Genomic DNA, 26,255 nt, shown 5'->3' with positions numbered 1-26,255 from the left:
GCTGTCCACCACTCGACTACCCCCTCGTCACCCACCCTGGTTCGTTGCGTCACTGATTGTGTCAAACAAAAAGCCGATGTCCGGCTCACTGTGACGTGAGCCGGACATCGGCGTACCGCGAACTACCGCGCGATCAGCGTGCGGCGCTGCCCTCGACGTAGTCGTCGTCGTGCGACTTGACCCAGGCCATCAGGCCGCGCAGGTCCTTGCCCACGGCCTCGATCGGGTGCTCCTGGCTCTTCTTGCGGAACTCCGCGAACTCCGGCGCGCCGGCGTCCTGGTCGGCGATGAAGCGGGCCGCGAAGGTGCCGTCGGTGATGTCACCCAGGACCTCCTTCATCCGCTGCTTGACCGACTCGTCGATGATCCGCGGGCCGGACACGTAGTCGCCGTACTCGGCGGTGTCGGAGACCGACCAGCGCTGCTTGGCGATGCCGCCTTCGTAGATCAGGTCGACGATCAGCTTGAGCTCGTGCAGGCACTCGAAGTACGCGACCTCCGGCTGGTAGCCGGCCTCGGTCAGTACCTCGAAGCCGGACTGGATCAGCTGCGAGACGCCACCGCAGAGGACGGCCTGCTCACCGAACAGGTCGGTCTCGGTCTCCTCGGTGAAGGTGGTCTTGATCCCGCCGGCGCGCAGGCCGCCGATGCCCTTGGCGTAGGACAGCGCGAGGTCCCAGGCCTTGCCGGTCGGGTCCTGCTCGACGGCGACCAGTACGGGGACGCCGCGGCCTTCGCTGAACTCACGACGGACCAGGTGGCCGGGGCCCTTCGGGGCGACCATGAAGACGTCGACGCCGGCCGGCGGCTCGATGTAGCCGAACCGGATGTTGAAGCCGTGGCCGAAGACGAGCGCGTCGCCGTCGACCAGGTTCGGCTCGATGGCCTCCTTGTAGAGGGAGCGCTGTGCCGGGTCCGGCGCGAGCACGACGATGACGTCGGCCTCCTCGCAGGCCTCGAACGGGGTCAGCACGCGCAGGCCCTGGGCCTCGGCCTTCGCACGGCTCTTCGAGCCCTCCGGCAGGCCGACCCGAACGTCGACGCCGGAGTCGCGCAGGGACAGCGCGTGGGCGTGGCCCTGGCTTCCGAAGCCGAGCACGGCCACGTTACGGCCCTGGATCACCGACAGGTCGGCGTTGTCGTCGTAGAACATTTCTGCTGCCACTTGGAGCTCGTCTCCTTGAGTTCTTTTGAGAGGGGATTCAGCCCTGGCGAGCCGGGGCGGGACGGTGACCCGGCGGCGGCGCCGGAACCGGGTGGGTCGGGTTGGGGCCCGGCGCACCGGCCGGGGTCGCGGTACCGGCGGTGTTGGCCGAGCCGGCCGGGCGGGCCTGCAGCGCGGGTTCGCCGGAGGCCACGTGCGGCGGCGGTACCGGGACCGGGCGCAGGGTGCGGTCGGAGATGGAGCGGCTGCCCCGGCCGATCGCGACCATGCCGGACTGCACCAGTTCGCGGACGCCGAAGGGTTCCAGCACCCGGAGCATGGCCTCGAGCTTCTCGGGATTGCCGGTGGCCTCGATGGTGATCGCGTCCGGGGTGACGTCCACGACCTTCGCGCGGAACAGCTGGACGGTCTCCAGCACCTGCCCGCGGCTCAGCGTGTCCGCCTTGACCTTCACCAGCAGCAGTTCGCGCTGCACGGTGGCGGTCGGCTCGAGCTCGACGATCTTGATCACGTTCACCAGCTTGTTCAGCTGCTTGGTGATCTGCTCCAGCGGCTGCTCGTCGACACTGACCGCGATGGTCATCCGGGACACCTCGGGGTGCTCGGTCGGGCCGACGGCCAGCGAGTCGATGTTGAACCCGCGGCGCGAGATGAGCGCGGCGACGCGAGCCAGCACACCGTGCTTGTTCTCCACCAGGATCGACAGCGTGTGTTTGGACATCTACAGGTCCTCCCCGTCCCACTTGGGCGCCATGTCGCGGGCGATCTGGATATCGTCGTTACTGGTGCCGGCGGCAACCATCGGCCAGACCATCGCGTCGCGGTGCACGACGAAGTCGACCACGACCGGCTGGTCGGTGACCGACATCGCCTTGTCGATGGTGGCGTCGACCGACTCCCGGTCCGAGCAGCGCAGCCCGACGCCGCCCATCGCCTCGGCCAGCTTGGCGAAGTCCGGGATCCGGGCCGAGTGCAGGTCGGTGTTGGAGTAACGCTTGTCGTAGAAGAGCGTCTGCCACTGCCGGACCATGCCCAGCGACTGGTTGTTGATCACCGCGACCTTGATCGGGATGCCCTCCAGCGCGCAGGTGACGAGCTCCTGGTTGGTCATCTGGAAGCAGCCGTCGCCGTCGATCGCCCAGACGGTCTTGTCGGGCCGCGCGACCTTGGCGCCCATCGCCGCGGGCACGGAGTACCCCATCGTGCCGAGGCCGCCGGAGTTCAGCCAGTGCATCGGCTTCTCGAACGGCAGGTAGTGCGCGGCCCACATCTGGTGCTGGCCGACGCCGCTGGTGTAGATGGCGTCCGGGCCGGCGATCTGGCCGATCCGCTCGATCACGTACTGCGGGGAGAGGCTGCCGTCCTCCGGCTCGTCGTACCCGACCGGGTACTTCGCCTTGACCGAGTCGAGCAGGCCACGCCAGGACGAGTAGTCCGGGCTCTTGCCGTTACTGCCTGTCTCGGAGTTCAGCGCCGCGATCAGATCGACGATGACCTCCTTGCAGTCACCGACGATCGGGACGTCGGCGTGCCGGTTCTTGCCGATCTCCGCCGGGTCGATGTCGGCGTGGATGACCTTGGCCTCGGGGGCGAACGAGCTCAGCTTGCCGGTCACCCGGTCGTCGAAGCGCGCGCCCAGGCAGATCAGCAGGTCGGAGCGCTGCAGCGCGCCGACGGCCGAGACCGAGCCGTGCATGCCCGGCATACCGAAGTGCAGCTCGTGGGTGTCGGGCAGCGCGCCCCGCGCCATCAGCGTGGTGACGACCGGGATGCCCCACCGCTCGGCGAGTTCCTTCAGCTCGGCGTGCGCCTTCGCGCGGATCACGCCGCCACCGACGTACAGGACCGGCTTCTCGGCGGCGGCGATCAGCCGGGCCGCCTCGCGCACCTGCTTGGGGTGCGGGCGGGTGACCGGGCGATAGCCGGGCAGGGACAGCTCGGTCGGCCAGCGGAAGTCGACCGTGGCCTGCATCGCGTCCTTGGTCACGTCGACCAGCACCGGCCCGGGGCGACCGGTGGAGGCGATGTGGAAGGCCTCGGCGATCGTACTGGCGATGTCGTTGGGGTCGTTGACCAGGAAGTTGTGCTTGGTGATCGGCATCGTGATGCCGCGGATGTCCGCCTCCTGGAAGGCGTCCGTGCCGATCGACGCGCTGGCGACCTGGCCGGTGATCGCGACCAGCGGCACCGAGTCCATGTACGCGTCGGCGATCGGCGTCACCAGGTTCGTCGCGCCCGGGCCGGAGGTCGCCATGCAGACCCCGGTCTTGCCGGTCGCCGAGGCGTAGCCCTGGGCGGCGTGGCCGGCGCCCTGCTCGTGACGTACCAGGATGTGGCGGATCTGGGTGGAGTCGAGCATCGGGTCGTACGCCGGGAGGATCGCGCCGCCCGGGATGCCGAAGACGGTGTCCACTCCGGCATGTTCCAGTGCGCGGATCAGAGCCTGTGCCCCGGTCAGCTGCTCACTCATGGTGCCTTCCCTTGGTCGTCACTGCTTCGTCACTGCTGCACGAAAGACTGCTGCTGTACAAAGAAAAAGCCCCCTGAGCCGGGTGGGCTGAGGGGGCGCGCTCGACTCTGAGGTCGCGTCAGTCGGCGCGCCGCACAAGTACGAGAAGAATCGATCGCATGCAGTCACCATCGCCGACTCCCCTTGATCCGGTCAAGCTCACCACCGGACCGTCCCACCATCCGAGACGCCCGTCTTACGTTTCAGCAGTCTAATCCTCCGCGCCACCCCCTCGCTCGGAGGGCTACCCCCGCGATCGGCGACTTACCCCCGGTTGGAACAGGGGGAGAGTCGCCGGTCGTGAGGGGAGGTTGGCTAGGTGCAGACGGCGCCTTCGGAGGCGGAGGTGACCAGGCGGCGGTATTTGCCGAGGACGCCCTTGGTGATCGCGGGCTCCTTCGGCGTCCACCCCTGGCTGCGCCGTACGAGTTCCTCGGGCTCCACGTGGAGGTCGAGAGTGCGGTTCCGGACGTCCAGAGTGATCCGGTCGCCGTCCTTGACGAAGGCGATCGGGCCGCCGTCCACGGCCTCGGGGGCGACGTGACCGACGCAGAGTCCGGTCGTACCGCCGGAGAACCGGCCGTCGGTCAGCAGCAGCACGTCCTTGCCGAGCCCCGCGCCCTTGATCGCGCCGGTGACGGCCAGCATCTCGCGCATTCCCGGACCGCCCTTCGGGCCCTCGTAGCGGATCACCACGACGTCGCCGGCCTGCAGCGAACCGTCCGCGACGGCGTCCATCGCGCCGCGCTCGCCGTCGAAGACGCGCGCCGTCCCCTCGAAGACGTCTTCGTCGAAACCGGCGCTCTTCACCACGGCACCGTCCGGGGCGAGGCTGCCCTTGAGGATGGTGATACCGCCGGTGCCGTGGATCGGCCGGTCCAGTGCGCGGATGATCGTGCCGTCGACGTCCGGCGGGGCGATGTCGGCCAGGTTCTCGGCCATCGTCTTGCCGGTGACCGTCAGGCAGTCGCCGTGCAGCAGGCCCGCGTCGAGCAGCGCGCGCATCACGACCGGGATGCCGCCGACGCGGTCGACGTCGGTCATCACGTAGCGCCCGAACGGCTTGAGGTCACCCAGGTGCGGAACCTTGTCGCCGACCCGGTTGAAGTCGTCGAGGGTGAGATCGACCTCGGCCTCACGGGCGATCGCGAGCAGGTGCAGTACGGCGTTGGTGGAACCGCCCAGCGCCATCACGACCGCGATCGCGTTCTCGAACGCCTCCTTGGTGAGGATCTGTCGCGCGGTGATCCCCTTGCTGAGCAGGTTGACCACCGCCTCGCCGGACCTGCGCGCGAAGCCGTCCCGGCGCCGGTCGACCGCGGGCGGCGCGGCTGAACCAGGCAGCGACATCCCGAGCGCTTCGGCTGCGGACGCCATCGTGTTCGCGGTGTACATCCCACCGCAGGCGCCCTCGCCCGGGCAGATCGCCCGCTCGACGGCGTCGACCTCCTCGCGGGTGATCAGACCACGAGCGCAGGCCCCGACCGCCTCGAAGGCGTCGATGATGGTGACGTCCTTGTCCCCGAGCTTGCCGGGCATGATCGAACCGGCGTACAGGAAGACACTGGCCAGGTCGAGGCGAGCGGCGGCCATCAGCATGCCGGGCAGCGACTTGTCACAGCCGGCCAGCAGCACCGAGCCGTCCAGCCGCTCGGCCTCCATCACCGTCTCGACCGAGTCGGCGATGATCTCGCGGCTCACCAGCGAGTAGTGCATGCCGACGTGGCCCATCGAGATGCCGTCGGAGACGCTGATCGTGCCGAACTCCAGCGGATAGCCCTTGGCCGCGTGGACGCCGTCCTTGACCGCCTTCGCGAGCCGGTCCAGCGACAGGTTGCACGGGGTGATCTCGTTCCAGCTCGACGCCACCCCAATCTGCGGTTTGACCCAGTCGTCGTCCCCCATCCCGACCGCACGCAGCATCCCCCGCGAGGCGGTCGCCTCCAGCCCATCGGTGACCGTCCGGCTCCGCGGCTTGATATCAGGCGTGTTCGACATACCGCTCACTGTAGGAGCGCCGGCCGGACAAGACTGCCGACCCCCTGTCCAGTACTACGCGGCCGGCCGTGCGGTCGGGGTCGCGGTTGGGGGTTGCGGCCGGTCACCTGTACTGCGTGTCAGCACATCCCGCCGGCGCATCCGGAGGCGCTAGGGTCCGGGTCTGCGGTCGTGACTGGCGAAGGTGGAGCACCACCGGGAAGCGACCGTTGCGGCAAGTAAAGGCGTCGTCCGCCTGGGCGCCTCCGATTCGTCCTCGGAGGCTCGCGATGCACCTGCGCTACGGAATCAACCCGCACCAGCCCGCCACTGTGTCGGCCCTGGGGCCGTCTCCCTTCACGGTGCTGCACGGCTCGCCGTCGTACATCAACGTGCTGGACGCCGCGAACGCGTGGCAACTCGTCCGCGAGGCGCGTCACGCGTTCGGCGTACCGGCGGCGACTTCCTTCAAACACGTCTCGCCCGCGGGCGCCGCCTTGGCCGGACCGCTCGACGAGACCATCCGTACGACGTACGCCGTCGGCACCACCTCGCCCGTCACCAGCGCCTACCTCCGAGCACGCGACGCTGACCCGAAGTCGTCGTACGGGGACTTCGTCGCCGTCTCCCACCCGGTCGATCGCGACCTGGCCGACGTGTTGAGGCGGCTGACCTGCGACGGCATCATCGCGCCCGGGTACGACGCGGGCGTGGTCGGCACGCTCTCGGCGAAGAAGCGCGGGACGTTCCTGATCCTCGAAGCCGACCCTGCTTTCGAGCCGCCGCTCGAAGAGGTCCGGGAGCTCTACGGCCTTCGGCTCACTCAGCATCGCGACGCCGAGCCGCTGACTCGCTCTCTGCTGGTCCCCGACCTCCCGGATCAGGCCGCGCGGGACCTTCTGCTCGGGCTGATCGTGCTCCGCTACACCCAGTCCAACTCGATCGCCTTGCTGAAGGACGGGATGGCGATCGGCATCGGAGCGGGACAGCAGTCCCGGATCGACTGCACTCGCCTGGCAGGGCAGAAGGCCGACACCTGGTGGCTCCGCCGCGCGATCACGGTCCGCTCCGACCTGCCGCTGTCTGCTCGCATCGCTCACCAACTGGCCGAGGTGGACCGCCTTTCCGCTGTCGATCGCGCCGCATGGCTGGACCGGCTGACCGAGGTCGCGATGACCTCGGACGGCGCGATCCCCTTTGCCGACAACATCGACGAGGCGCACCGCCACGGCGTACGCCACCTGGCCGAACCAGGCGGCTCGATCCGCTCGGCCGAGGTCACCACGGCCTGCGCCGCGGTCGGCATGACCTTGTCCCGCACGGGTATTCGCCTGTTCCACCACTAGGCCCGAGCATCAGCCGCCCGCCACGCTCGGCAGGATCAGCAGCTCGTCCCCGTCGGACAGCGGTGTGTCGAGCGCGTTCAGATCGCGAACGTTGTCGTTCCCGAGGAAGACGTTCACATGCCGGCGGAGCGCGCCCTGGTCGTCGGTCAGCCGCCGGCGCAGCGCTGGATGCTCGACCTCCAGCGCGGCGAAAACCTTGCCCACGGTGGGCTCGCCCGCCACCTCGACCTGCACCCGCTCCGCTCCCCCGGCGAATGGTCTGAGCACCGTCGGGAGTTTCACTGCCACGGACATCAGCCGAGCACCGCCGCGCGCACGGTCAGGACGTCGGGAAGATGGCGGGCGACCTCGACCCAACTGTCGCCCCCGTCGGCGCTCGCGTAGACGCAACCGTCCCGAGTACCGACGTAGACGCCCGCCTGATCCGCTTGGTCCACGCACAGCGCGTCTCGCAGTACGGGCGCGTACGACGGAACCTCGGGCAGCCCGTTCGTGAGGGCCTCCCAGGTCGAGCCCGCGTCGCGGGAACGGTAGACGCGGCACTTCGCGTCGGTGGGAATCCGGTTGCCGTCGGCAACCAGTGGGAAGACGTAGACGGTCTCCGGCTCGTGCGGATGCACCACGATCGGGAAGCCGAAGTCCGAGGGCAGGCCGTCCGCGATCGACTTCCAGATCGCGCCGCCGTCGTCGGAGCGGTAGACGCCGTGGTGGTTCTGCGCGAACAACCGTTCCGGTACGGCGGGGTGCCCCGCCAGCTTGTGGACACACTGACCGAACTCGGGATCCGGATCGGGCATGAAGTACGCCTTGATGCCGTGATTCGCCGGCTTCCACGAATCGCCGCCGTCGGTGGTCTGGTAGACCCCGCCGGTCGACATCGCGACGCTCATCCGTTGGGAGTCGGTGGGGTGCGGCAGCACGGTGTGGATCGCCTGACCGCCGAAGCCCGCGCCCCAGTCTTTGCGATGCGGGTGGTCCCACAGGGCGCTGACCAACTCGAAGCGGACCCCGCCGTCGGTCGACTTCCACAGTGAGGACGGTTGCGCACCGGCGTACACGACGCCGGGCTGGTTCTCGGGCGCAGGCTGAATCTGCCAGACCCGCTCCATCGATGCGTCGGCGCCGGCGGGGAAGCCGATCGAGCCCTCCGGTGGCTCGTCCCAGGTCTGACCGAGATCGTCTGAGTGGAAGACGGCCGGACCCCAATGCTCACTGGTGCCGCCGGCGAACAGACGTGGCCGCTCACCACGAGTGTCGATGCCGACCGAGTACACGCCTTGCATCTCGAACGAGGGCCCGTTGAGTCTCCACTCCCGGCGCTCGCTGTCGCTCCGGCCGATCCAGAGCCCTTTCTTGGTCCCGATCAGCAGTACGGTCTCGGACATCTTTGTCCTCCCTCGGTCGCCGCGGCAGGCGCCGCGATCAGTCGGTCGACGCGGCCCGCGCCGCGCAGTACAGCACAGTCATCGGGGCGGCCCCGCGACGACGTTGAGCAGCGGTTCGCCCGCGGCGTACCGCTCCAGTTGAGCCCGGACCAGCCGGGCGACCCGCGGCGCGAACGCCGTCGACGCGCCGCCGCGGTGCGGATTGATCAGCACGTTCGGAGCCGACCACAGTGGATGCCCGGCAGGCAACGGCTCAGGGTCCGTCACGTCCAGCGCGGCGCGAAGCCGCTGGCTGGTCAGCTCGGCCAGCAACGCGTCCGTGTCGACCACCACGCCTCGGGCGACGTTGATCAGCAACGCACCGTCCTTGAGTTGCGCAAGGAACTTCGCGTCCACCATCCCCCGCGTCTCAGCAGTCGCCGGCGTCAGCAGCACGACGACATCCGCCCGCGGCAGCAGTTCAGGCAGCTCCGCGATCGGATGCACGCCCTCCCGCGCCCGCCGCGCCACCCGGATGATCTCGCACTCGAACCCGGTCAGCCGTCGCTCCAAGGCCTCCCCGATCGAGCCGTAGCCGAGGATCAGCACAGTGCGATCGGCAAGCGAGTCGTCGAACTCCTGGTACGTCGATGGCCACTCACCGCGCTCCTGGTTCTTCACCGCCTGCGGCAGCCGCCGGTACGACGCCAGGATCAGCCCGACGGCAAGCTCGGCGGTCGAGGCGTCATGAACACCCCGCGCGTTGCACAACGTGACTCCGTCGCGCAGGTAGGGCAACAGATTCTCGAAGCCCGCGGTCTGCGTCTGCACCACCTTCAGCGCGGGCATCTCGGCGACGATCTCGACCACCTCGGACGAGCCCATGTAGTCCGGCACGTAGAACTCGACCGCGTCGAGCGCCGGACGCTCGCCGCCGGCGTAGTACCGCGCGTCGATGCCCGCGGGCAGCCCACCGAGGTACCCCTCGGGGTCCTTCCACGGCAGCAAGGTCTTCACCAGATCAGCCATGCACGGCAACCTACTCGCACCTCCGGACAGATTTCGTCGGCCGACTTCCCGTACGCCGTACTACGGCCACCGGCCCGCGACGCCCACCAGCCGATCCATCAGCGGTGCCTCCGTCGCGACGTCGACCGGAGGCCCCCACAACTCCGGAACGGGCGGCTCGACGAGGAACCCGGCGACATGCTCGTAGCAGGCCCGGACAGTCTCGGGCGGCAGCTCGAACGGCAGTCCGGTCGCCTTCGCAAGATCCCAGCCGTGCACCACGACCTCGGTCAGCGCGATCTTGCCCCACTCCTCGTTCGACAGCGCCAGGCCGGCCAGATCGGACTCGCCGGCCCAGGCCGCCGGGTCGCTCCAGGCCTTCGCCAGCACCTCCAGTCGCTGCCCGAGCACCTGCCGCCATTCGCCGTCGAAGTCCAGCGCCGCGCCCGCGTCTCCGTCCGCCGCCAGGGCACCCGCGGCGAAACTGTTCGCTGCCTGCGCGAATCCGCGCGCGCCGTCGTCCACGTGGTTGAGCAGATCCTTCACGGTGTATTCCGCGCACGGCGTACCCGCCGCCAACTGGTCATCGTTGATTCCCGCGACCAGCTCTCCCAGCCGCTCGCAGGCAGGCTGCAGATCGATCATCCCGGCCACTCCTTCACTGGTTGCCCGACGCCCGGCCGGCCTCGCGCACCCGGTACGTCGGAGCCTTGCTCGCGCTCTCGACATCCGGCCGGAGAAACTTTTCCGGGCGTAGAACCACTGAGCCGAGTGGTCTTCGAGTGCACTTAAGGTGCAGTCGAAGTGCACGAAGAATTCCGTGCCGCCGACGGTTTCCCGTCGTACTCTGAAACGGTGCCCACGACATCTGATCTGGCCTCGACTCTTGATCACGATCAGGCGGTAGGGCGCCTGCGGGCGTCGTACCAGCGCATCCCGGCGGGAGCTCCGGTCCGCCTGGCCAAGCGCAGCTCCAACCTGTTCCGTCCCCGGACGACGCTCGAAACACCCGGCCTCGACGTCTCCGGGCTGACCGGGGTGATCTCGGTCGATCCGGTCGGCCGCACCGCCGACGTCCAGGGCATGTGCACCTACGAGGACCTGGTCGCCGCGACCCTTCCGCACGGGCTGACGCCGATGGTCGTGCCGCAGTTGCGCACCATCACCCTCGGCGGCGCCGTGACCGGCCTCGGGATCGAGTCGTCGTCGTTCCGGGCCGGGTTGCCGCACGAATCGGTGCTGGAGCTCGACATCCTGACCGGTGCGGGCGAGATCGTCACCGCGCGGCCGACCGGCGAGCACGCGGAGCTCTTCCGGACCTTCCCCAACTCCTACGGATCGCTCGGCTACGCCACCCGGCTGCGGATCGAGCTCGACCGCATCTCGCCGTACGTCGCACTCCGGCACGTGCGGCTCGGGCTGGACGATCTCGGCCCCGCGATCGAGTCGATCGTTGCCGACGGCACTTACGGCGGCGAGCCGGTGCACTTCGTCGACGGGGTCGCCTTCAGCCCCGACGAGGCGTATCTGACGCTGGGGCGCAACAGCGACACCGCAGTACAGGTCAGCGACTACACCGGTCGGGAGATCTTCTATCGGTCGATCCAGCAACGATCGACCGATGCACTGACCGCCCATGACTACTTGTGGCGCTGGGACACCGACTGGTTCTGGTGTTCGGCTGCTTTCGGTGCGCAAAACCCTTATGTCCGGCGGATCTGGCCGCGCCGGCTCCGGCGCAGCGACGTCTACCACAAGCTCATCGGCCTGGAGAACCGTCATCAGGTTGCCGCCCGCATCAATCGGCGCCGCGGCAATCCGGATCGCGAGCGAGTGATCCAGGACGTGGAGATCCCGGCGTCGCGGCTGGCCGGCTTCCTGCGCTGGTTCGACGCCGAGGTGGGGATGCGGCCGGTGTGGCTCTGCCCGCTGCGACTGCGTGGCTCCGAGTCCTGGCCGCTCTATCCGCTCGAGCCCCGCGAAACCTATGTGAACGTGGGCTTCTGGGGCACCGTCGCGATCGCGCCCGGCGCGGCCGACGGCGACGTGAACCGCCGGATCGAGGCCGCCGTCGCGGAGTTCGACGGGCACAAGTCGCTGTACTCCGACGCCTACTACGACCGAGAGACCTTCGACCGGCTCTACAACGTTGCCGCCCTGACCGCAGTGAAAGAACGTTACGACCCCGACGCCCGGCTCACCGGGCTCTACGAGAAGGCGGTGACGCGCCGATGACAGCAACGGTCTCGACGCAGGTTTCGATCGCAGCAGCGCTCACAGCGGTGGCGCCGGAAGGGCTCCCCTTCCACTTCACCGCGTACGACGGCAGCGCGACCGGCCCCGAGGACTCCCCGATCCACATGCATCTGGCCACCGAGCGAGGCCTGTCCTATGTCCTCACCGCCCCCGGTGACCTCGGCCTCGTGCGCGCCTACGTCTCCGGCGACCTGGAGATCAAGGGCATCCACCCGGGCAACCCGTACCCGCTGATGAAGATGATGCTCAACCACGTCCACTTCGAGCGCCCGACGCCGTCGGAGGCTCTGCGGATCGTCCGCGGCCTCGGCTGGAGCCACCTGAAGCCGCCGCCCCCGCCGCCGCAGGAGCACCTGCCGAAGTGGCGCCGCACCTTCGAGGGCCTGCGGCACTCGCGCGGCCGCGACAAGGCCGCCATTCACCACCACTACGACGTGTCGAACACCTTCTACGAGTACATCCTCGGCCCGTCGATGACGTATACCTGCGCCGTCTACCCGACGCTCGACGCCACCCTCGAAGAGGCGCAGTACGAGAAGTACGACCTGGTGGCCCGCAAGCTCGACCTGAAGCCCGGCCAACGGTTGTTGGACGTAGGTTGCGGCTGGGGTGGCATGGTCCGCCACGCGGCCCGCGAGTACGGCGTCAAGACTATCGGCGTGACCCTCTCAGCAGCCCAGGCCGAGTGGGCCCAAGCAGCCATCAAGCGCGAAGGCCTGGAAGACCTGGCCGAAGTCCGCTTCTCCGACTACCGCGACGTCTCCGAACGCGACTTCGACGCCATCAGCTCGATCGGCCTGACCGAACACATCGGCGTCCGCAACTACCCGTCGTACTTCGGCTTCCTCCTCGACCGCCTCAAGCCCGGCGGCCGCCTTCTCAACCACACCATCACCCGCCCCGACAACCGCTACCGCAGTACCGGCGCCTTCATCGACCGCTACATCTTCCCCGACGGCGAACTCATCGGCTCCGGCCGCGTCATTGCCGAGGCCCAGGACGCCGGCTTCGAAGTCCGCCACGAAGAAAACCTTCGCGAGCACTACGCCCTGACCCTCTCCGCCTGGGCGGACAACCTCGTCACCCACTGGGACGAAGCAGTTGCCGAAGTCGGCTACGCCACCGCCAAGGTGTGGGGCCTCTACCTGGCTGCCTGCCAAGTCGGCTTCGAACGCAACAACACCCAACTCCACCAGGTCCTCGCCGTGAAACTCGACGACGAGGCCAACGCCCACTTCCCCTTGCGCCCCACCTGGGGAAGCTGACCGCGCCTACCTGTCCGCAACCGCCGCCGACGACGCTCCAGGTTAGAAGTCGGTAGGTCACCCGCTAGAACCGAGCCCCCGGCGCCTTCGCGGCGTACCGGGCGGCGGTGGTGCGGACGGCTTCGTCGACCACCTGAGTGACGCGTTCGGCGCTGACCTCCCAGCCCGGTACCAGGAGCGTCGGCCAGAAGACGTAGTTGGAGATCATGCCCAGGAACTGGGTGGCTGCGAGCTCGACGTCCTCGATCCGCACCGTTCCCGCCTCGTGCTCGGCGAGCAGGTAGCCGCGTACGGATTCGAAGTAGGGCAGCTTGCCGTGCGAGAACTGCGCGTTGGCGAGCTCGGGGAAGCGCGGCAGTTCGGCGATGACGATCCGGAACAGGTCGGTCATCTGGGGGCGGCTCAACAGGTCGGCGTAGCGGCGACCGATGGCGGTGAGCCCACTCACGATGTTGCCTGCCGGCGGAGGGTCTTCTTCGTCAGCGGTTGACCAGGACTCGGTGACCATGGCGTCGAACAGGGCGGCCTTGGTCGGAAACTGCTTGAACAAGGTGGCCCGCGAGACGCCCGAGCGCTCTGCGATCCGCGCCAGCGAGGTCCGGTCGTAGCCCAGCTCGAGGAACAGTGCGGTCGCGGCCGTCAGGATCAGCGCGCGCTTCTCCTGGGCGATGCGCTGGTGGTACGTCGTCACGACCTTGCTCATGAGCCGAGCATACGAGGTGAGTGGCTTGACTCACCATCGCCGCCGACCTACTGTCGATAGTGGTGAGTCGCTTGGCTCACCACTGGGCTCATCGCTGATGACCTGGTCAGTCGCCCCCGTACTGAAGGAATTTCTGATGCCCCGCTTCGAAGACCAGACCGTGCTCGTGACCGGCGGGACCGGTGGCCAGGGATCGAGCCACGTCCGCGCCTTTCACGCCGAGGGAGCGAACGTGGTGATCGGCGGCATCGACGCCGAGCGCGGCGCCGCGCTCGCCGACGAACTCGGCGCCCGCGCTCGATTCATCCACCTCGACGTCACCGACGAGAACTCATGGTCCACCGCGGTGCTGGCCGCCGAGAGCGCCTTCGGCGCCCTGAACGTGCTCGTCAACAACGCCGGCGTCCAGAACCCGCCGGTGCCGATCGAGAACACCGACCAATCCACCTGGTCACGCATCCTCGACGTCAACCTCACGGGGACCTTCCTCGGCATCAAGGTCGCCGCCCCCGTTCTGCGCCGCGCGGGAGGGGGAGCCATCGTCAACATCGCCTCGACGATGAGCCTGGGCGGCACGGCGTACTACGCGCCGTACGTCGCCAGCAAGTGGGCCGTGCGAGGTCTCACCCGAACCGCAGCGCTCGAACTCGGCCGCGACCACATCCGCGTGAACACCATCCACCCCGGCGTGATCGCGACCTCCTTCATCCACGAACCAGCAGCCGGCGCCACCGCGGCAATCGCCGACTTCTACTCCCCCGAGCCGTTCGCCATCCCCCGACTCGGAGAGCCGGCCGACGTCACCCGGCTGCTCCTGTTCCTCACGTCCTCAGACGCGTCGTTCATCACCGGCTCGGAGTACGTCATCGACGGCGGACTCCTCCTCGGACCCGCCCTGCAAACCCAGACCGCCTGAACGATCCAGACATGACCGACCGGAACGACTCCGAACGCGACTCGTCCTTGTCGCACCTGCCCGATCACATCCGGCGCGCCATCGAGATCACCCCCGCCGCAGGCACCAGCGAACGAATCATCGACATCACCACACTGGGGCGCCGCACCGGCCGGCCACGCCGCATCGATATCTTCTTCTACCGAACCGCGGGCAGCACCTACCTATGCAGCGTCGCCGGCAGGGCCGCCACCGACTGGCACGCGAACCTCCTCACCAACCCCACCTTCACCTTCCACCTCAAGAACGGGATTCGCGCAGACCTGCCGGCCCGGGCCACACCCGTCACCGACCCAGCCGAACGCCAGGCCGTGCTGGCGGCGATCGTCGCGGATCTCAACCAGCCCCACGACCCCGGCACCATCCGGCCGACCCGCCTCGAAGACTGGGCCGACAGCCGACTGATGCGCATCAGCTTCCCCGACCAGCCGTAACCGCGGATCTCTCAACAGCTGACCTACTCCCAGGACTAGCGGTCAGCGCGGCTCATCGCCCGATGAAGGTGTAGCTGTGGCGCGGATAGATGTCGAGGTCTCACTACCAGCGGGTGATCGCCGCCCACCGCGCCGCAGACCGCCACCATGGCCGGGACCTGATGACCGCACTGATCGACTCAGTAGGCCAATGCAGATTTCATCGGCGACGATTCCCACTACGACGCTTGATGACCCGTTTGGCTTCGTCTTTTACTTCGCGGTGGTGGGTGACCTTGGCGACGGCCTGTTCAAGCGCTTCGCTTCGAGCCTGGCGAACAGAGCTTCGGGCTCGCAGAAGGTTGTCGGACTGCCGTTTTCACCCACTCCAACTACCGAAGAGGTGGGCTGTCATCTGCGTCAACTGGCCGCTCCGGCCACCTCGATCGGCGGGCCTGTTCCGTTGAGCCGGGCGCTGCTGTTGAGCAGCGCCCGGCCCAAGATCCTCCAGCCAGCGACCTCTACGTCAGGTCAAATCTGATCCAGTCGCTCGACCCCAAGATTGGAAGACCTCGATCCTGCAATTCTTTGGCGCCCGGCGTATACAAATGAGCATCGTCACGCACACGAGTGCCCACAGCTGTGTTCACGATCCAGGCGCCTTTCCTCATCGACCTCCGCGCGCGGCCCCGCAGCTTCTTCCATAGGAGCATCGCAGCCATATTGTCAGTCATCGCACCCAAGAGAGTTTCGCGCAACCCGTTGACTTCCTCGCTTCCAAGAGCGATCAACAGGCCATCCGGGTTCTTATCCACGACGCCAACCCTGAATCGACTGAAAGCCAAACATTCCCAAGATGCAAGGAAAGTTCGATTCAGACTTTTAATCTGATCGTTGGACGGAGAGACTTCATTCAACCCGCTCAGAAGGGCCACTCGGTATTTTGGAAAGAACTGCTCTCCAACTAAAGACAGATTCGATTCCGTCGCCCATGAATACGCCATCGAAAGAATCTCGTCGCGCGCGCCATGGATACTTAGCCTTACTCTCACGGCGTTGAGGTCCCCCAGGCCCTCGGCGCACCGTCGTCTCGTGCGGCATGGTTCACTACTTTCATGCGGTCGCAATCTTTACCACAAGTCGGTCTGCAGCCTCTGCTCTGATCGGACAAAGGCTGCAGAAGTCCGTCTTTCTCGGTCAGATCTCTGGTGCAATGATCGCCCGCCGACGGGGGTCCCAGCGCTCTGGAGTCACCAGGACGGGCGACTCCTGCGTGACTTCGATCCGCCAGCCTACGGAGTCGTCGGGCTCCGCCAGCGTCACCGAGAACTGCCTATCAGGATACCCGGTGGCGAGTCTGGCACCCCAAACACTTACGAGAGTCTCCCCCAGAGCTTGATGGAGTTCGCTCTCAAACTCGTCAGCCCCACTCCAACTACGGAAAAAATGAGCCACCTCGAACCAATTGAAGCTATTGACAGCTTCAATCCAAGACAGATCTTGCCATTCTGGATTCCTGTCACCAACCGGCACACCGAGCCGCTCCGTCACATACTCTCTGCCACCCTGATCAGGCGTCACGAATATCGCACCATACAATTCAAGCAATTCAGGCCAATAGAGCCAGCCGTACATCAATGCGCCAGCCGCATGACCAGCGTCACCATAATATGCCGCGAGGTTGTCTGAATCTACGTCAGGGAAAATTTGGCGAAAGAGTTGTGAAATAGCAGCGCGGTTCATTAATTCCCTCCCGAAAGATAACCTCTAGGAATTCTATCAGGTACATCCTTCCCTTCGATTGCACGCCCTCTTCCCGTTGGGTAATAAAGGGGCGGACTCATACCTGCATGATTCCCGCCGGTTCCGCGAAACCTTGGGCCCTTATCCCACCCGACTGGATTTCTGTCATTCTTGATGAAGGTCTGATAGCGAGCAATGACGCCATCTTCGCCTCTCTCGAAAACGGAATGATCGCCTACGGCACTGAGATCTCGGGACAAGTCTTGACCGCGACTCCGCTTAACCGCTTCCCCTGATCCGCCAGCCGGACAATTGTGCACCAGCACCGAAGAATTCCCCGCCGCAACATAGTAAGTGTGGAAATTTCCGGTGGTCAGATTATGCACTCGAGCCTGGGCGGAATAGCGGCGAACTGAGTTGACCGTCACAATCGCCTGGCGATTGAGACTCTCCAGCCTGACGCCACTTGACAACTCACCAGCATCCACCCAACGCGCCAATTCTGGGACATAGAACGGGTGTCCAACTGTCGCAGTGATCGTCGCGACGGTGCGCATACCGCCAGGTGAGGCCGTAGTGAGTTCAATATCTACGAGATCCTTGGAACCCTCTCCGACGATCGTGCGTGCGATGCGTCCCCCCGTTGTCTCACGCGCCACGGGGTCACTTGTCAGGACTACATCCTCGGTCGTGAGTCTTTCGATAGCTCTTCGCCTGCCATCAGCGAGCAGAACCAAAGTGCCCGGAGTGAAGGAGTTTGTGACACAAGCCGCAGACACGGCTTCCTCTGCCTTGCGCAGTCCTTCTTCTGCTTTTCGGTATCCCTTGATGCCGTCGATGGCCTCGCCGATCAGGTCCTTTATTCGGCCGACCAGTTTCCAGGCCTTCTTGGCATGGAAGAGGTACTTGCTGACCAGTTTGCCGGCCACGCCGCCGGCGAAGGAGGACAGGACTGTCACGCCGGTCGAGGCGCAGGCGCCGAGGTCGCCGTCGGTGAAGCAGTTGAGGGCGTCGGTTACGCCGATCTCGTCGGCGACGATTTTGACGAGGTCCTTGATGACTCGTTTGATGACTCGTTTGGCTTCTTCTTTGACCTCACGGTGGTGGGTTACCGCGGCGACGGCCTGCTGCACTGCCTCGGTTTGGGCTGCTTCGGCAGGGGCAGTGGTCTTTGTCTTCTTCCTCTCGGGCTTGGTGACGGTCGGGACCACCGGCCGAGGGCCACCCTCGGGCTTGACGATCAGGCCATCGGGGTCGCTGAAGGTTGCCGGGTTGCCGATGGAGTAGGAGTAGGCGTTGAGAGTCTGAGGGTTGGCGATGTCGACCAGAGGGTCGACGCTGATGAACCGGCCCAGTTTGGCGTCGTACTCTCGGGCGCCCAGGTGGGTCAGGCCAGTTGAGGGGTCGTCCACGCCGTTGACGAAGCCGTGGCTGTTCGGTTCCCAGGTTGGGGACGGGGCGCCGCGGCTGTTGCCGAACGGGTCCATGTAGCGGCGGGAGATCGCCGTGGTCGAGCCATCCACGGCGACGGTCGAAGTTCCCTGCGGGTCCGCCATCAGGTACTCGACCGTGAGGGCATCGTTGCGCATCGCGACTGTCTTGCCGTTGAAGTCGTAGTACCTGGTCGACTTCACCTTGTCGGTCACCTTGTCCCAGCGGACTTCGGCCGAGGCCAGGTAGAGCGTCGAGCCCTTCGGATCGTGACGGATCAGGCGGTTGCCTTCCGCGTCGTAGATGAAGTCGGTGTCACCCGCAGGACCGGAGACCGATGAAAGGTGGCCTTCGGCGTCCCAGGCAAGGGTGTCGCTGTCGCCGCCGACGGTCCGGGAGGACAGATTTCCAGCGGCGTCGTAGCCGTAGTTGTCGACCGAGGTGCCGCCAGGGCCGGAGCCGTTGACGGCGGTGACCGCGTGCGGACGAGCGGCAGTGGCGGCCGGGTAGGTGTAGGTGGATGTCGAGTCGCCGGCGACCTTGTGGTCCACGATGCTCGTGCGGTTGCCGGACTTGTCGTAGTTGTAGGACTGCCAGTACGGCGCAGGTCCCCCGAGGATGGCCGCGGAACGCGCTGCTGCACAGGTTCCCGCAGGCGTCCACGCTTCCGTTGTACGACGGAGGTAGTCGTTCGCGTAGCACTGCCGGTCCACAGTGGCGCCCATCGTGTGCGTCACCGAGGTGACGTTGGAGGCGTCGTCGTAGGTGTAGTCGAAGGTGTCGTCGGCGGCGGCGACAGTGCTTCGGTCGACATCCATCTTGGCGAGCCGGCGAGTGCCCTGCTCGTACTCGAAGGACTGATAGATCGACTTCTCCGACGCCTGGCCCATCCGGTACTGCAGCGGATCGCCGTACTCGCCGTACTTCGTGCCGGCCACGTACGACTGCCAGCCGCCGATACCGTCAGCGTTCCCGAAGGCGTCGTACTCCATCGTGATCGTCTCGTCCGGGAGACCTGGAGTGGTCGGCAGCTTCGCCTTGTTGACGCTGCCGTCCGGGTTGTACGTCGTCGTCGCGCTGTAGGTCCCGGCGAGCTTGCCCTCCGAGGCCGGAATTGTGACGCTGGTCCCGATCGGACGATCGAGGAGGTCGTAGCCGTTCACCGCGTTGACATAGTTGTTGCCATCGACCGTTCGGGTGGACGAAGTCAGCAGGCCCTTGCCGAGGGTGTCGTAGACCCACGACGCGAGCACGGTACCGGTCGCCGAACCGCTGCGGGCCGCCGTCTTGCGGTCCAGTTCGTCGTAGGAGTAGAAGATCGACTGGTTCCGGGCGTCCTTCGTGGAGACCAACCGGTCCGCGTTGTCGTACGTGGAGGTTGTGGTGCCCTTGTCCGGATCCGCCGAGGAGATCTGCCGACCTCGGATGTCGTACGCGTACCGCCACACGCTGCCCGCGGCGTTGACGATCGTCTCCAGCTGACCGTCCGGCCTGTAGCTGTACTTCGTGGAGTCGAAGTCTCCACCCGCGGCGGCACCGTGGTACTGCCGTAGCTCACTCACCTTCCCACGAGCATCGAAGAGCTGCATGCTCGTCGTGCCACCGGACGGCGGAATGACAGCGGTAGCGTTGCCGCCGTAGATCGTCTGCGTCCGCCACTGCTCGTGCCCCTGGACGTTGAAGACCGAGATCACCGGACGGTTGGCGCCGTCGTAGGTGTTCACCGTCTGCCCCGGCAGGTTCGGCTCGTTGGCATCGAACAGGGTGTTGGTCGGCGCTGACTTGTCGTCGTAGTACGCGCCCGTCTGCGTCGCGACGTTGCCGTGGTAGTCGTACGTAGTGTCCGCGATAACCCGGCCGACCCCGGTGGCTGCCGGCGTCTGCACCTGGCGCTGCCGCAGAAGTCCGTCGAACAGTGTCCTGCTGGTCTTGTAAGTGCCGTTCGGTAGCAGTTCCTGCGTGGCAACGACATTCGGAGCCGTCTTCGACAGGAGATAGCTGAACAGCATCGATGCGGTCGCGCCGCCGGCCTTCGACCGGTTCGGCAGCCAAACCCCGGTCAGCCGCCCGAAAGCGTCGTACGTCAGGTCCGTACGACGACCGTTCGGGTCGACCTCCGCGACCGTCGCACCCCAGGCTGGGTGGATGATCGTCGAACTGACATAGCCCTTCGCATCCGCGACCGCGCGACCGGTGACCGGTCCGCCGGTAGCAGGCGTGTAGGTGACCGCACTCGTCTTGCGCCCCAGCCCGTCGTGGGTCTCCTTGACCCGGCCGAGGCTGTCGTACGTCGTCCGCGACCGCTCTTCGTACTGCGGTCCGTTGGACCAGCCGCTCATCGTCTCGACCTTGGTGACCAGGCCGTCGACCGGAGCCGCGTTGAGATCCGTGTTTCCGTCGTAGTACGAGCGTTCGTCGGAGATCACCTGTGTCGGCCGGTTGGGGGTGGCACTGCACCCGACCGACACCTTCTCTTCCCGGCTGACCGTGCCGAGGATCTGCAGCGCTTCGTTCCGGTTGTAGGTGAAGCGCGTACAACGATCGTCGTTGGCCACGGCGATGTCGCCCAAGTCGTCGACGGAGGCCGGCATCCCGAAGTCGTCGAACTCGGTCGCCGTGCCGACCGTCCGATAGGCTCCGCTGCTCAGCCGGGTCCGGACGGAGGTCGATTTGGTCTGCAGGAGGGTCGAGACCGCGCCGTCGCCGGCACCGGTCTGCTTGGTCCAGGGAGTACTGATCGTCCCGGAGACCTCCGGGCCGCCTGCACCGTTGTAGGTGATCTGCTCGCGGGTGAAACCGTTCAGCCGAAGCGCGTCGAGCATGGCATCGCCTTGGCTGTCGGTGACACTGACCGTCTTCTTCGCGGTGCCCTGCGGGTTGAGGTAGTCACCGTGCATGCCGCGGAAGAAGGTGTACTGGGTTCGGGTCCGGTGGTTCGCCGGGCCGGTCTCCACGTTGACCTTCGAGTAGCCGCGCCAGTCGCCCCAACTGCGGTACTTGAGCAAGGTGAGCTCGTTGTCGTCGAAGTGCCAAGCGGGAGTGCCCAGGTATTCGTAGAACGTGCCCTGGTCCAACCCGTCCGTGCTGCTGTCGGCGACGACGACACTGGTCACCACGTACTTGTTGAACCAGTGCAGTGTCGGCTCCACGCCTCCGTCGATCGTCCAGTAGACGGGAAAGCATCGCTTCGTGTTCGTCGGTGCGTCCGCCAGGGCGGGCTTCGTCGTGGGTGTGCAGTCCGGAGCGCTGTAGTTGACGTTGGTGACCTGCCCAGACTCCGAGGAAATCGAGGAGACCCGCCACTTGTTCATGGCCGGGGCGGCATCACCGATCGCGTCCACGCGGTTCGGCTTGTCGATCCCCACGAAGGAAACCGACGGATTGGTCAGGGTTCCGCCGGCGCGCCCTTGGTGAGTGATGGACCGCAGGAACAGCGAACGATCGGTGTCGCCGGACGGCGGGTAGTCCTGGGTCAGGGTCCAGGTGTCGACCGGCAGCCAGCCGTTGCCGTTGAGCGTCTCGGTGTTCACCTTCGCCAGGCGCTTGCGGCTGAAGAAGGACGGTGAGGTGCGGTTGGGGCAGGACGTGGCCGACGTACAGATCTGGTCGAACGGTACGTCCGGCCAGTTGGCGGCATTCGCCGCGGTCAGCTGAGCGGGTGCGCAAGTGACCGCTCCGCCGGGGAGACACCGCTCCGCGACCTCGAACCAGGCTCGCGCCGGCGCGGCCTTCGTCGTCTCGGTCGCCGTCACCTTGCCGTAGTCGACGATCCAGGGGTAGCTGGCCCGTTGGTAGAGCGATACGCCGGTGTTGTTGTTGCGGCCGTAGTAGTTGTTCTCCTGGATGTACCGGTACGTCATCAGGTTGCCGTTGACATCGACGACGCGGTCAAGGTTCCACCGCCAAGCCTGCTGGCAGTACGAGGCGGCGAAGGTCGCCGCGCGGCAGGGCTCGCCGACCTGGTTGCCGAAGACTGGCACGGTATTGACCGAGTTGGTCCGATCGGTCCCCGAGATGGTCACGTTGCTACCGAAGTAGTAGTGGGTACCGTCGGAAGTGGTGACCACCCAGTACTCCCCCGCGCGGGCGCCGTTGGCGTTGCCAGCGGAGTAGACGCGCTGAATCCGAGATCCGTCGTCGTTGCGCAGCTTGAACGTGTCAGCCGCGACCTTGACGAGTTCGCCGGAGTGACCGCCGAGGGACAACACAGCGTTGTCGGTCTTCCAGCACAGGTCACCGGTTTTGACCGTCGTGTTGCTGTTCACCATGTCGTCCGCGCAGGACACGTACTTGCGCTCGATGAAGCCTGGTTCGAGCGAGTGCCCCTGACCGACCCACGACGTCTGGTTGTTGCTAGAGGCAACCTGACCGTCGACCGATCCGGAGCTGTACCCGATCGACAGGTCCGGTCGCGGTCCGGCTGTCCCCGGCGGCACTCGCAACGGATAGCTCCAGCTGAAGTCGCCGGTCTGTACGCCGACATTCCAAGTGGAGGACGCGGCCAGCGGCGTCGCCGCGTACGAGCCGGCAGAACCGGAGGCACCCGCTGCGACGGCCAGTGTAATGAAGGAAGCGGTGCCCGCTTTCGCGGTAACTCCCTGAGCCGGTACTGCGGGCAGGTCGAGATCGGCCGACACGGTCTTTTTCTGGCTGTCGTTGCCGGCGCCGGGCAGTACCCGCTTCTCGCTGCAGGCTCCGCCCGCGACGCAGGTCAGCTCGACGATGCGCAGCCGGTTCGACCAGTTGCCGCCGAACGCCGACGCGAACTTCGAGTAGTCGACGCTCACCTTGGTCTTGGCAGCGGTTTTTTGCGTATCGGTCCGAGCCAGTCGGATGGCGACGCCTTCGACACCCAGGCGGGCGCCTTCGGCCTGACTCAACACATCGATCTTGACCGAAGGTGCAAGGGTTGCCGCATTCGCCGTACCGGCTGCCGCAGCAGTCACGGAGACCGGCGAGACAGTCCGCTGACCGTTCGGGGCCGACTTCCCGACCGTAGTGCCGACGACCGAGGTCGACGCCGCCGGCCATTCCGGCCTCGGCTGCGGCTTGGACGCCTCGGCCGACTGCTCACCGGCACGGTTCCGCGTCTGACCAGCTTGGAAATCCTTGCCCGGTGTGGGTTTCTCCTGCTTGACGGCTGGGGCCGGCCGCGACGGTGTCTTCGCCTCGGCCTCCGGAACGTAGGTCCCCACTCCGGCGATCAGGCTGACACCGAGCACGGTGACCAGGGCAGCCCTGGCAGATCGCGACCTGTGCATGCGTTTCCGTCCTCGGGCTGTCACGGAGTCTCCAGAGCGTCTTGGTCGATCGTGTCCTCGTCGATCGGCCCGGGATAGATCCGGACGTCATCGACCTTGCCGTTCAGGAAGTAGCTCTGAGTACCGTTGACGAGGGCTGATCCGACCCGGAACTGTCCGGTGCCGTCGGGCGCGGGCTTGATTCCCGGCAGGAGGGAGATCGGTACGTCGTCGGCTCCAATCTTCAGCGGTGGGGTCACGTCGTTGCCGTCGACGAGCAGGCTCAACTCCCGGCGGGTCGAGTCGTAGATGCCGGTGAGGTACACCCAGTCACCGGGGCTGTAGGCACGGGCCGCCGACACGACCGTGACCTGGCCGGTTCCGTTCGGGTCCGGGATCGAGAACGACCAGCTTGCCTTCGGCTCGCCGGGATCCGCCAGATCCATACTTTGCAGGCCCAGAGTGAAGCCGCCGGACCCTGCCCGATCCTCGCTGACCGCGACCTGGCGCGTCGTCTTGGTACCGATCGCCACCCGGGCGCTCACGGTGAAGCTCCTGCTGGTATCCACGATGTCAGGGTCGGCCGAAGCCACCGTCGCGTTGCCGTTCAGCGCCACCGCGTGGTCAACGACCGGCGCCTCTTCGTCCTCGAACCAGCGATCCCCCGTCGTCCACTGCCCCGTGCCCAACTGGAGCGAGTGCCGCTTTCCACTACCGTCGGCCAGAACTGTTCCCGTGCCCTCGTTCATGAACCAACGACCGTTGGTGATTCCGGTCGCCACCTTGATGCGTTCCTCGCCGTACTTCACGCTGCGGTTGCCTGCGCGGTCGAAGCTCCACGCGCGGATCACCAGCGGTCCCGGCTGCCTGGGGGTGAAGGTGAAGGTCCCCGGAGAAACCTGGACGACCTCACTGGTCGGCTCTTCGGAATCGATTGTGTACTTGAAGTAGTTGGTGTCCGCCCGAGTGCTCGACAGGCTGACGGTGACCGGCTGGTTGAGTGGAAAGGTCGTCGTGTCCGAGCCCTCGACGGTGACGGTCGGAATCGGCGGCTCGGTGGTATCGATGTAGAAGTAGCACATCTTCGACCAGGGCGAGTAGTCGTATCCGTCCCAGGCACGCGCCCGCCAGCCGGTGAGATTGTTCGGACTGAGCATGGTGACCTGGGCCTGCGGCATGAACAGGACCCCGGCGCCGTTCACTTTCGTCAGGCTCGCGCCTCGCCATCTGGCCGGCGTCTGGTTGTTGGTCCAGAACTCGAACCCGACCGAGGTCGGCTGCCGGTCGATGTCCTGGACGGTGACCTTGGGGATCGGGTTACGTGCGTTCACGATCGCGGGGGCCGTCGCAGGAGCGCAACCCATGGTCGGATTGCTGGTCGCCATGCTCTTGATGGCGGGGATGTGGTTGTAGGTGACGGAGATCTTCGCGTCCGGTCTGAACCGCTTCCAGGACAGAGCGTCCGTCTCGCTGGCACGGAGGCCAAGGTGGAGCCAGCCGCTCCCCGCCGCAGCCTGTTCGGCAACGGCGGTCAGGACGTTGAACTCGAGCCACTTACCGTTCGGCGAACACGCGCTGCTCCACCCGGCGGCATCGACAACGGAGTCGAGTTCCTTCAGCCAGACGTTCGAGCCGGAGCCGTTGTTCCAGTTGATCCCGGTGCTGATAGCGGCGGTCTTCCAGGCCTGAACCTCGCGCTTGGTACAGCTCGCGGACCAGGTTTCGTAGGCGCTGAACTGGGCTCCGATGACGCGGGCGCCTGTCAGGCCGGCGATCGTGAATTTGTAGATCAGGCGTTTGCGGGTGGGCGGGCTGAAGTTCTGGTAGCCGACGCCCTCCGTGCCGGTCCAGTTCCAGTAGGAACTCGTCGGGTGCGCCCCGTCAATCATGGCCCGGCCTTGCTGCGTGCCGAATCCTGGGTCGATGTGCAACGGGTACTTCACCGCGGTGTCGTTCAGCAGGGTGGCGGGTGGACTGATCTTCAGCGAGTCACTGTCGACCTCAAGTGGGATCTGGACGATCTTGTCACCGTCGATCGGTGCCTCGGTACGGTCCTGGTCGGCCGACGACTGGGTCTTGCCCCGGGAGTCCCACATCGTCGGTGCCGGGCCGGTGAAGATCACCTTGCCCAGCCCGTCCTTGGCGAGGATGGCCCCGCCTGGTGCCTCGGCGACGTTCAGGCCCGGTGCCTCCAGGGCCAGATCGAGACTCTGCAACTGTGGGAGGCGGGCGGCCTCGGGCGTCTTAACAACCAGTACTTCGCGGTACGAACTCGTCGACGCGGTGATCTTCAGGTCGACATCGGGGAAAACGTTCGGGTAGGTGACGGCGTCGTCGGCGACCACCGGCTCAGGCAGCGTGCCCGGCCACTTGAGCTTCAGCTCGTGGCCGTCGGACTTCATCGAGATCAGTGGGTCGGTACCGCCACCGGAGAAGCTCATGTCGAGGGAGGCCGCCTTCGGACGGACCCGGCCGTCTGTACCCGTCGAAAGCGTCGCGTCCAGGTCGACCCAGTCGCCGTCCTTCTTGGTCCGCACAGGCACGTTCGACTGCTCCAGAACGAAGGTTCCGTCCGGGTTGGCGAAAGTCTGCTCCGACTCGGTGCGCTTACGGAGCACCTCGACCCGCTGGCCGGATGCCTTGGCCCTTGTCGTGGCCGACTTGTCATCGGCGGCGGCACTCGTCGGCGCAGCGGCCGCTGTCTGGTCCTTGGTGCCTGGCGTGGCACTGAGCCAACCCAGAACCCCTAATGACAGCGCACAGACTGCCGCTATCGCACGTCGCGTTCCTGCTCTTCTGCCCGTAGGCAGAGTCCTCCGGTACATAGCCCCACCGCTCTTCGACTCCCCCGAGCCACAGATGCGCTACGGATCCTAGAAG

The 26,255-nt window shown here is 66.3% G+C and carries 19 protein-coding genes and 1 riboswitch; of the genes, 6 read left to right on the top strand and 13 right to left on the bottom strand.

The features are described 5' to 3' along the window. Positions 1-133: 133 nt before the first annotated feature. The 4 genes from ilvC to ilvD all read right to left on the bottom strand — a co-directional run bounded on the left by ilvC (position 134) and on the right by ilvD (position 5,672). The gene (gene ilvC / locus OX958_RS12300; protein WP_270139043.1) at positions 134-1,153 is read right to left on the bottom strand and encodes a ketol-acid reductoisomerase; all 1,020 of its coding nucleotides are present in this window, start codon (positions 1,151-1,153) and stop codon (positions 134-136) included. A 49-nt stretch (positions 1,154-1,202) separates the two neighbouring features. Beyond that, positions 1,203-1,886: an acetolactate synthase small subunit gene (ilvN, locus tag OX958_RS12295; RefSeq protein ID WP_442913264.1), complete on the bottom strand. Its 684-nt coding sequence runs from the start codon at positions 1,884-1,886 to the stop codon at positions 1,203-1,205. Next, the gene (locus tag OX958_RS12290; RefSeq protein ID WP_270137439.1) at positions 1,887-3,635 is read right to left on the bottom strand and encodes an acetolactate synthase large subunit; all 1,749 of its coding nucleotides are present in this window, start codon (positions 3,633-3,635) and stop codon (positions 1,887-1,889) included. A gap of 354 nt (positions 3,636-3,989) precedes the next feature. After that, entirely contained in the window at positions 3,990-5,672 is a 1,683-nt protein-coding gene (ilvD, locus tag OX958_RS12285; protein ID WP_270137438.1) for a dihydroxy-acid dehydratase, read from the bottom strand. 161 nt (positions 5,673-5,833) lie between these two features. After that, a riboswitch (ZMP/ZTP riboswitch) is annotated at positions 5,834-5,920 on the top strand. Positions 5,921-5,941: 21 nt separating this feature from the next. Between ilvD and OX958_RS12280 the strand changes: the two genes are divergently transcribed. Continuing rightward, positions 5,942-6,997, top strand: a complete 1,056-nt coding sequence (locus OX958_RS12280; RefSeq protein WP_270137437.1) for a 5-aminoimidazole-4-carboxamide ribonucleotide transformylase — start codon at positions 5,942-5,944, stop codon at positions 6,995-6,997. A gap of 9 nt (positions 6,998-7,006) precedes the next feature. Here the strand turns inward: OX958_RS12280 and OX958_RS12275 are convergent, their stop codons facing one another. The 4 genes from OX958_RS12275 to OX958_RS12260 form a co-directional block, all read right to left on the bottom strand. Beyond that, the gene (locus OX958_RS12275) at positions 7,007-7,291 is read right to left on the bottom strand and encodes a ubiquitin-like small modifier protein 1 (protein ID WP_270137436.1); all 285 of its coding nucleotides are present in this window, start codon (positions 7,289-7,291) and stop codon (positions 7,007-7,009) included. Then, complete coding sequence (locus OX958_RS12270) at positions 7,291-8,382, bottom strand: WD40/YVTN/BNR-like repeat-containing protein (RefSeq protein WP_270137435.1); 1,092 nt, start codon at positions 8,380-8,382, stop codon at positions 7,291-7,293. Before OX958_RS12270 ends, OX958_RS12275 begins: the two co-directional genes overlap by 1 nt. A gap of 78 nt (positions 8,383-8,460) precedes the next feature. Continuing rightward, positions 8,461-9,390: a 2-hydroxyacid dehydrogenase gene (locus OX958_RS12265; protein WP_270137434.1), complete on the bottom strand. Its 930-nt coding sequence runs from the start codon at positions 9,388-9,390 to the stop codon at positions 8,461-8,463. 60 nt (positions 9,391-9,450) lie between these two features. Then, positions 9,451-10,014 (bottom strand): TIGR03086 family metal-binding protein, encoded by a 564-nt coding sequence (locus OX958_RS12260; RefSeq protein WP_270137432.1) that lies wholly within the window; start codon positions 10,012-10,014, stop codon positions 9,451-9,453. A gap of 210 nt (positions 10,015-10,224) precedes the next feature. Here OX958_RS12260 and OX958_RS12255 point away from each other — a divergent pair, with 210 nt between their 5' ends. Then, positions 10,225-11,604 (top strand): FAD-binding oxidoreductase, encoded by a 1,380-nt coding sequence (locus OX958_RS12255; RefSeq protein WP_270137431.1) that lies wholly within the window; start codon positions 10,225-10,227, stop codon positions 11,602-11,604. Then, positions 11,601-12,890, top strand: coding sequence for an SAM-dependent methyltransferase (locus OX958_RS12250; protein WP_270137430.1), 1,290 nt, complete (start codon positions 11,601-11,603; stop codon positions 12,888-12,890). Before OX958_RS12255 ends, OX958_RS12250 begins: the two co-directional genes overlap by 4 nt. Positions 12,891-12,954: 64 nt before the next feature. Here the strand turns inward: OX958_RS12250 and OX958_RS12245 are convergent, their stop codons facing one another. Beyond that, positions 12,955-13,593, bottom strand: coding sequence for a TetR/AcrR family transcriptional regulator (locus tag OX958_RS12245; RefSeq protein ID WP_270137429.1), 639 nt, complete (start codon positions 13,591-13,593; stop codon positions 12,955-12,957). Between the two features lie 136 nt (positions 13,594-13,729). On the opposite strand from OX958_RS12245, the gene OX958_RS12240 reads away from it, so the two are divergent. The 3 genes from OX958_RS12240 to OX958_RS12230 all read left to right on the top strand — a co-directional run bounded on the left by OX958_RS12240 (position 13,730) and on the right by OX958_RS12230 (position 15,502). Further along, positions 13,730-14,509: a glucose 1-dehydrogenase gene (locus tag OX958_RS12240; protein WP_270137428.1), complete on the top strand. Its 780-nt coding sequence runs from the start codon at positions 13,730-13,732 to the stop codon at positions 14,507-14,509. 11 nt (positions 14,510-14,520) lie between these two features. Further along, positions 14,521-14,982 (top strand): nitroreductase/quinone reductase family protein, encoded by a 462-nt coding sequence (locus tag OX958_RS12235; protein ID WP_270137426.1) that lies wholly within the window; start codon positions 14,521-14,523, stop codon positions 14,980-14,982. Positions 14,983-15,172: 190 nt separating this feature from the next. Beyond that, positions 15,173-15,502: a hypothetical protein gene (locus OX958_RS12230; protein WP_270137425.1), complete on the top strand. Its 330-nt coding sequence runs from the start codon at positions 15,173-15,175 to the stop codon at positions 15,500-15,502. Here OX958_RS12230 and OX958_RS12225 read toward each other — a convergent pair. The 4 genes from OX958_RS12225 to OX958_RS12210 all read right to left on the bottom strand — a co-directional run bounded on the left by OX958_RS12225 (position 15,483) and on the right by OX958_RS12210 (position 26,200). Continuing rightward, entirely contained in the window at positions 15,483-15,965 is a 483-nt protein-coding gene (locus OX958_RS12225) for a hypothetical protein (protein ID WP_270137424.1), read from the bottom strand. The two genes, OX958_RS12230 and OX958_RS12225, sit on opposite strands and share 20 nt — an antisense overlap. A gap of 193 nt (positions 15,966-16,158) precedes the next feature. Next, complete coding sequence (locus OX958_RS12220) at positions 16,159-16,704, bottom strand: hypothetical protein (RefSeq protein WP_270137423.1); 546 nt, start codon at positions 16,702-16,704, stop codon at positions 16,159-16,161. After that, complete coding sequence (locus tag OX958_RS12215; protein WP_270137422.1) at positions 16,704-23,396, bottom strand: RHS repeat-associated core domain-containing protein; 6,693 nt, start codon at positions 23,394-23,396, stop codon at positions 16,704-16,706. Before OX958_RS12215 ends, OX958_RS12220 begins: the two co-directional genes overlap by 1 nt. Positions 23,397-23,416: 20 nt before the next feature. Next, positions 23,417-26,200, bottom strand: a complete 2,784-nt coding sequence (locus tag OX958_RS12210) for a LamG-like jellyroll fold domain-containing protein (protein WP_270137421.1) — start codon at positions 26,198-26,200, stop codon at positions 23,417-23,419. Between the last annotated feature and the right edge of the window lie 55 nt (positions 26,201-26,255).

The organism is Kribbella sp. CA-293567 (assembly GCF_027627575.1).
GTDB lineage: Bacteria > Actinomycetota > Actinomycetes > Propionibacteriales > Kribbellaceae > Kribbella.
This window is presented reverse-complemented; position numbering and strand designations above follow the sequence as displayed.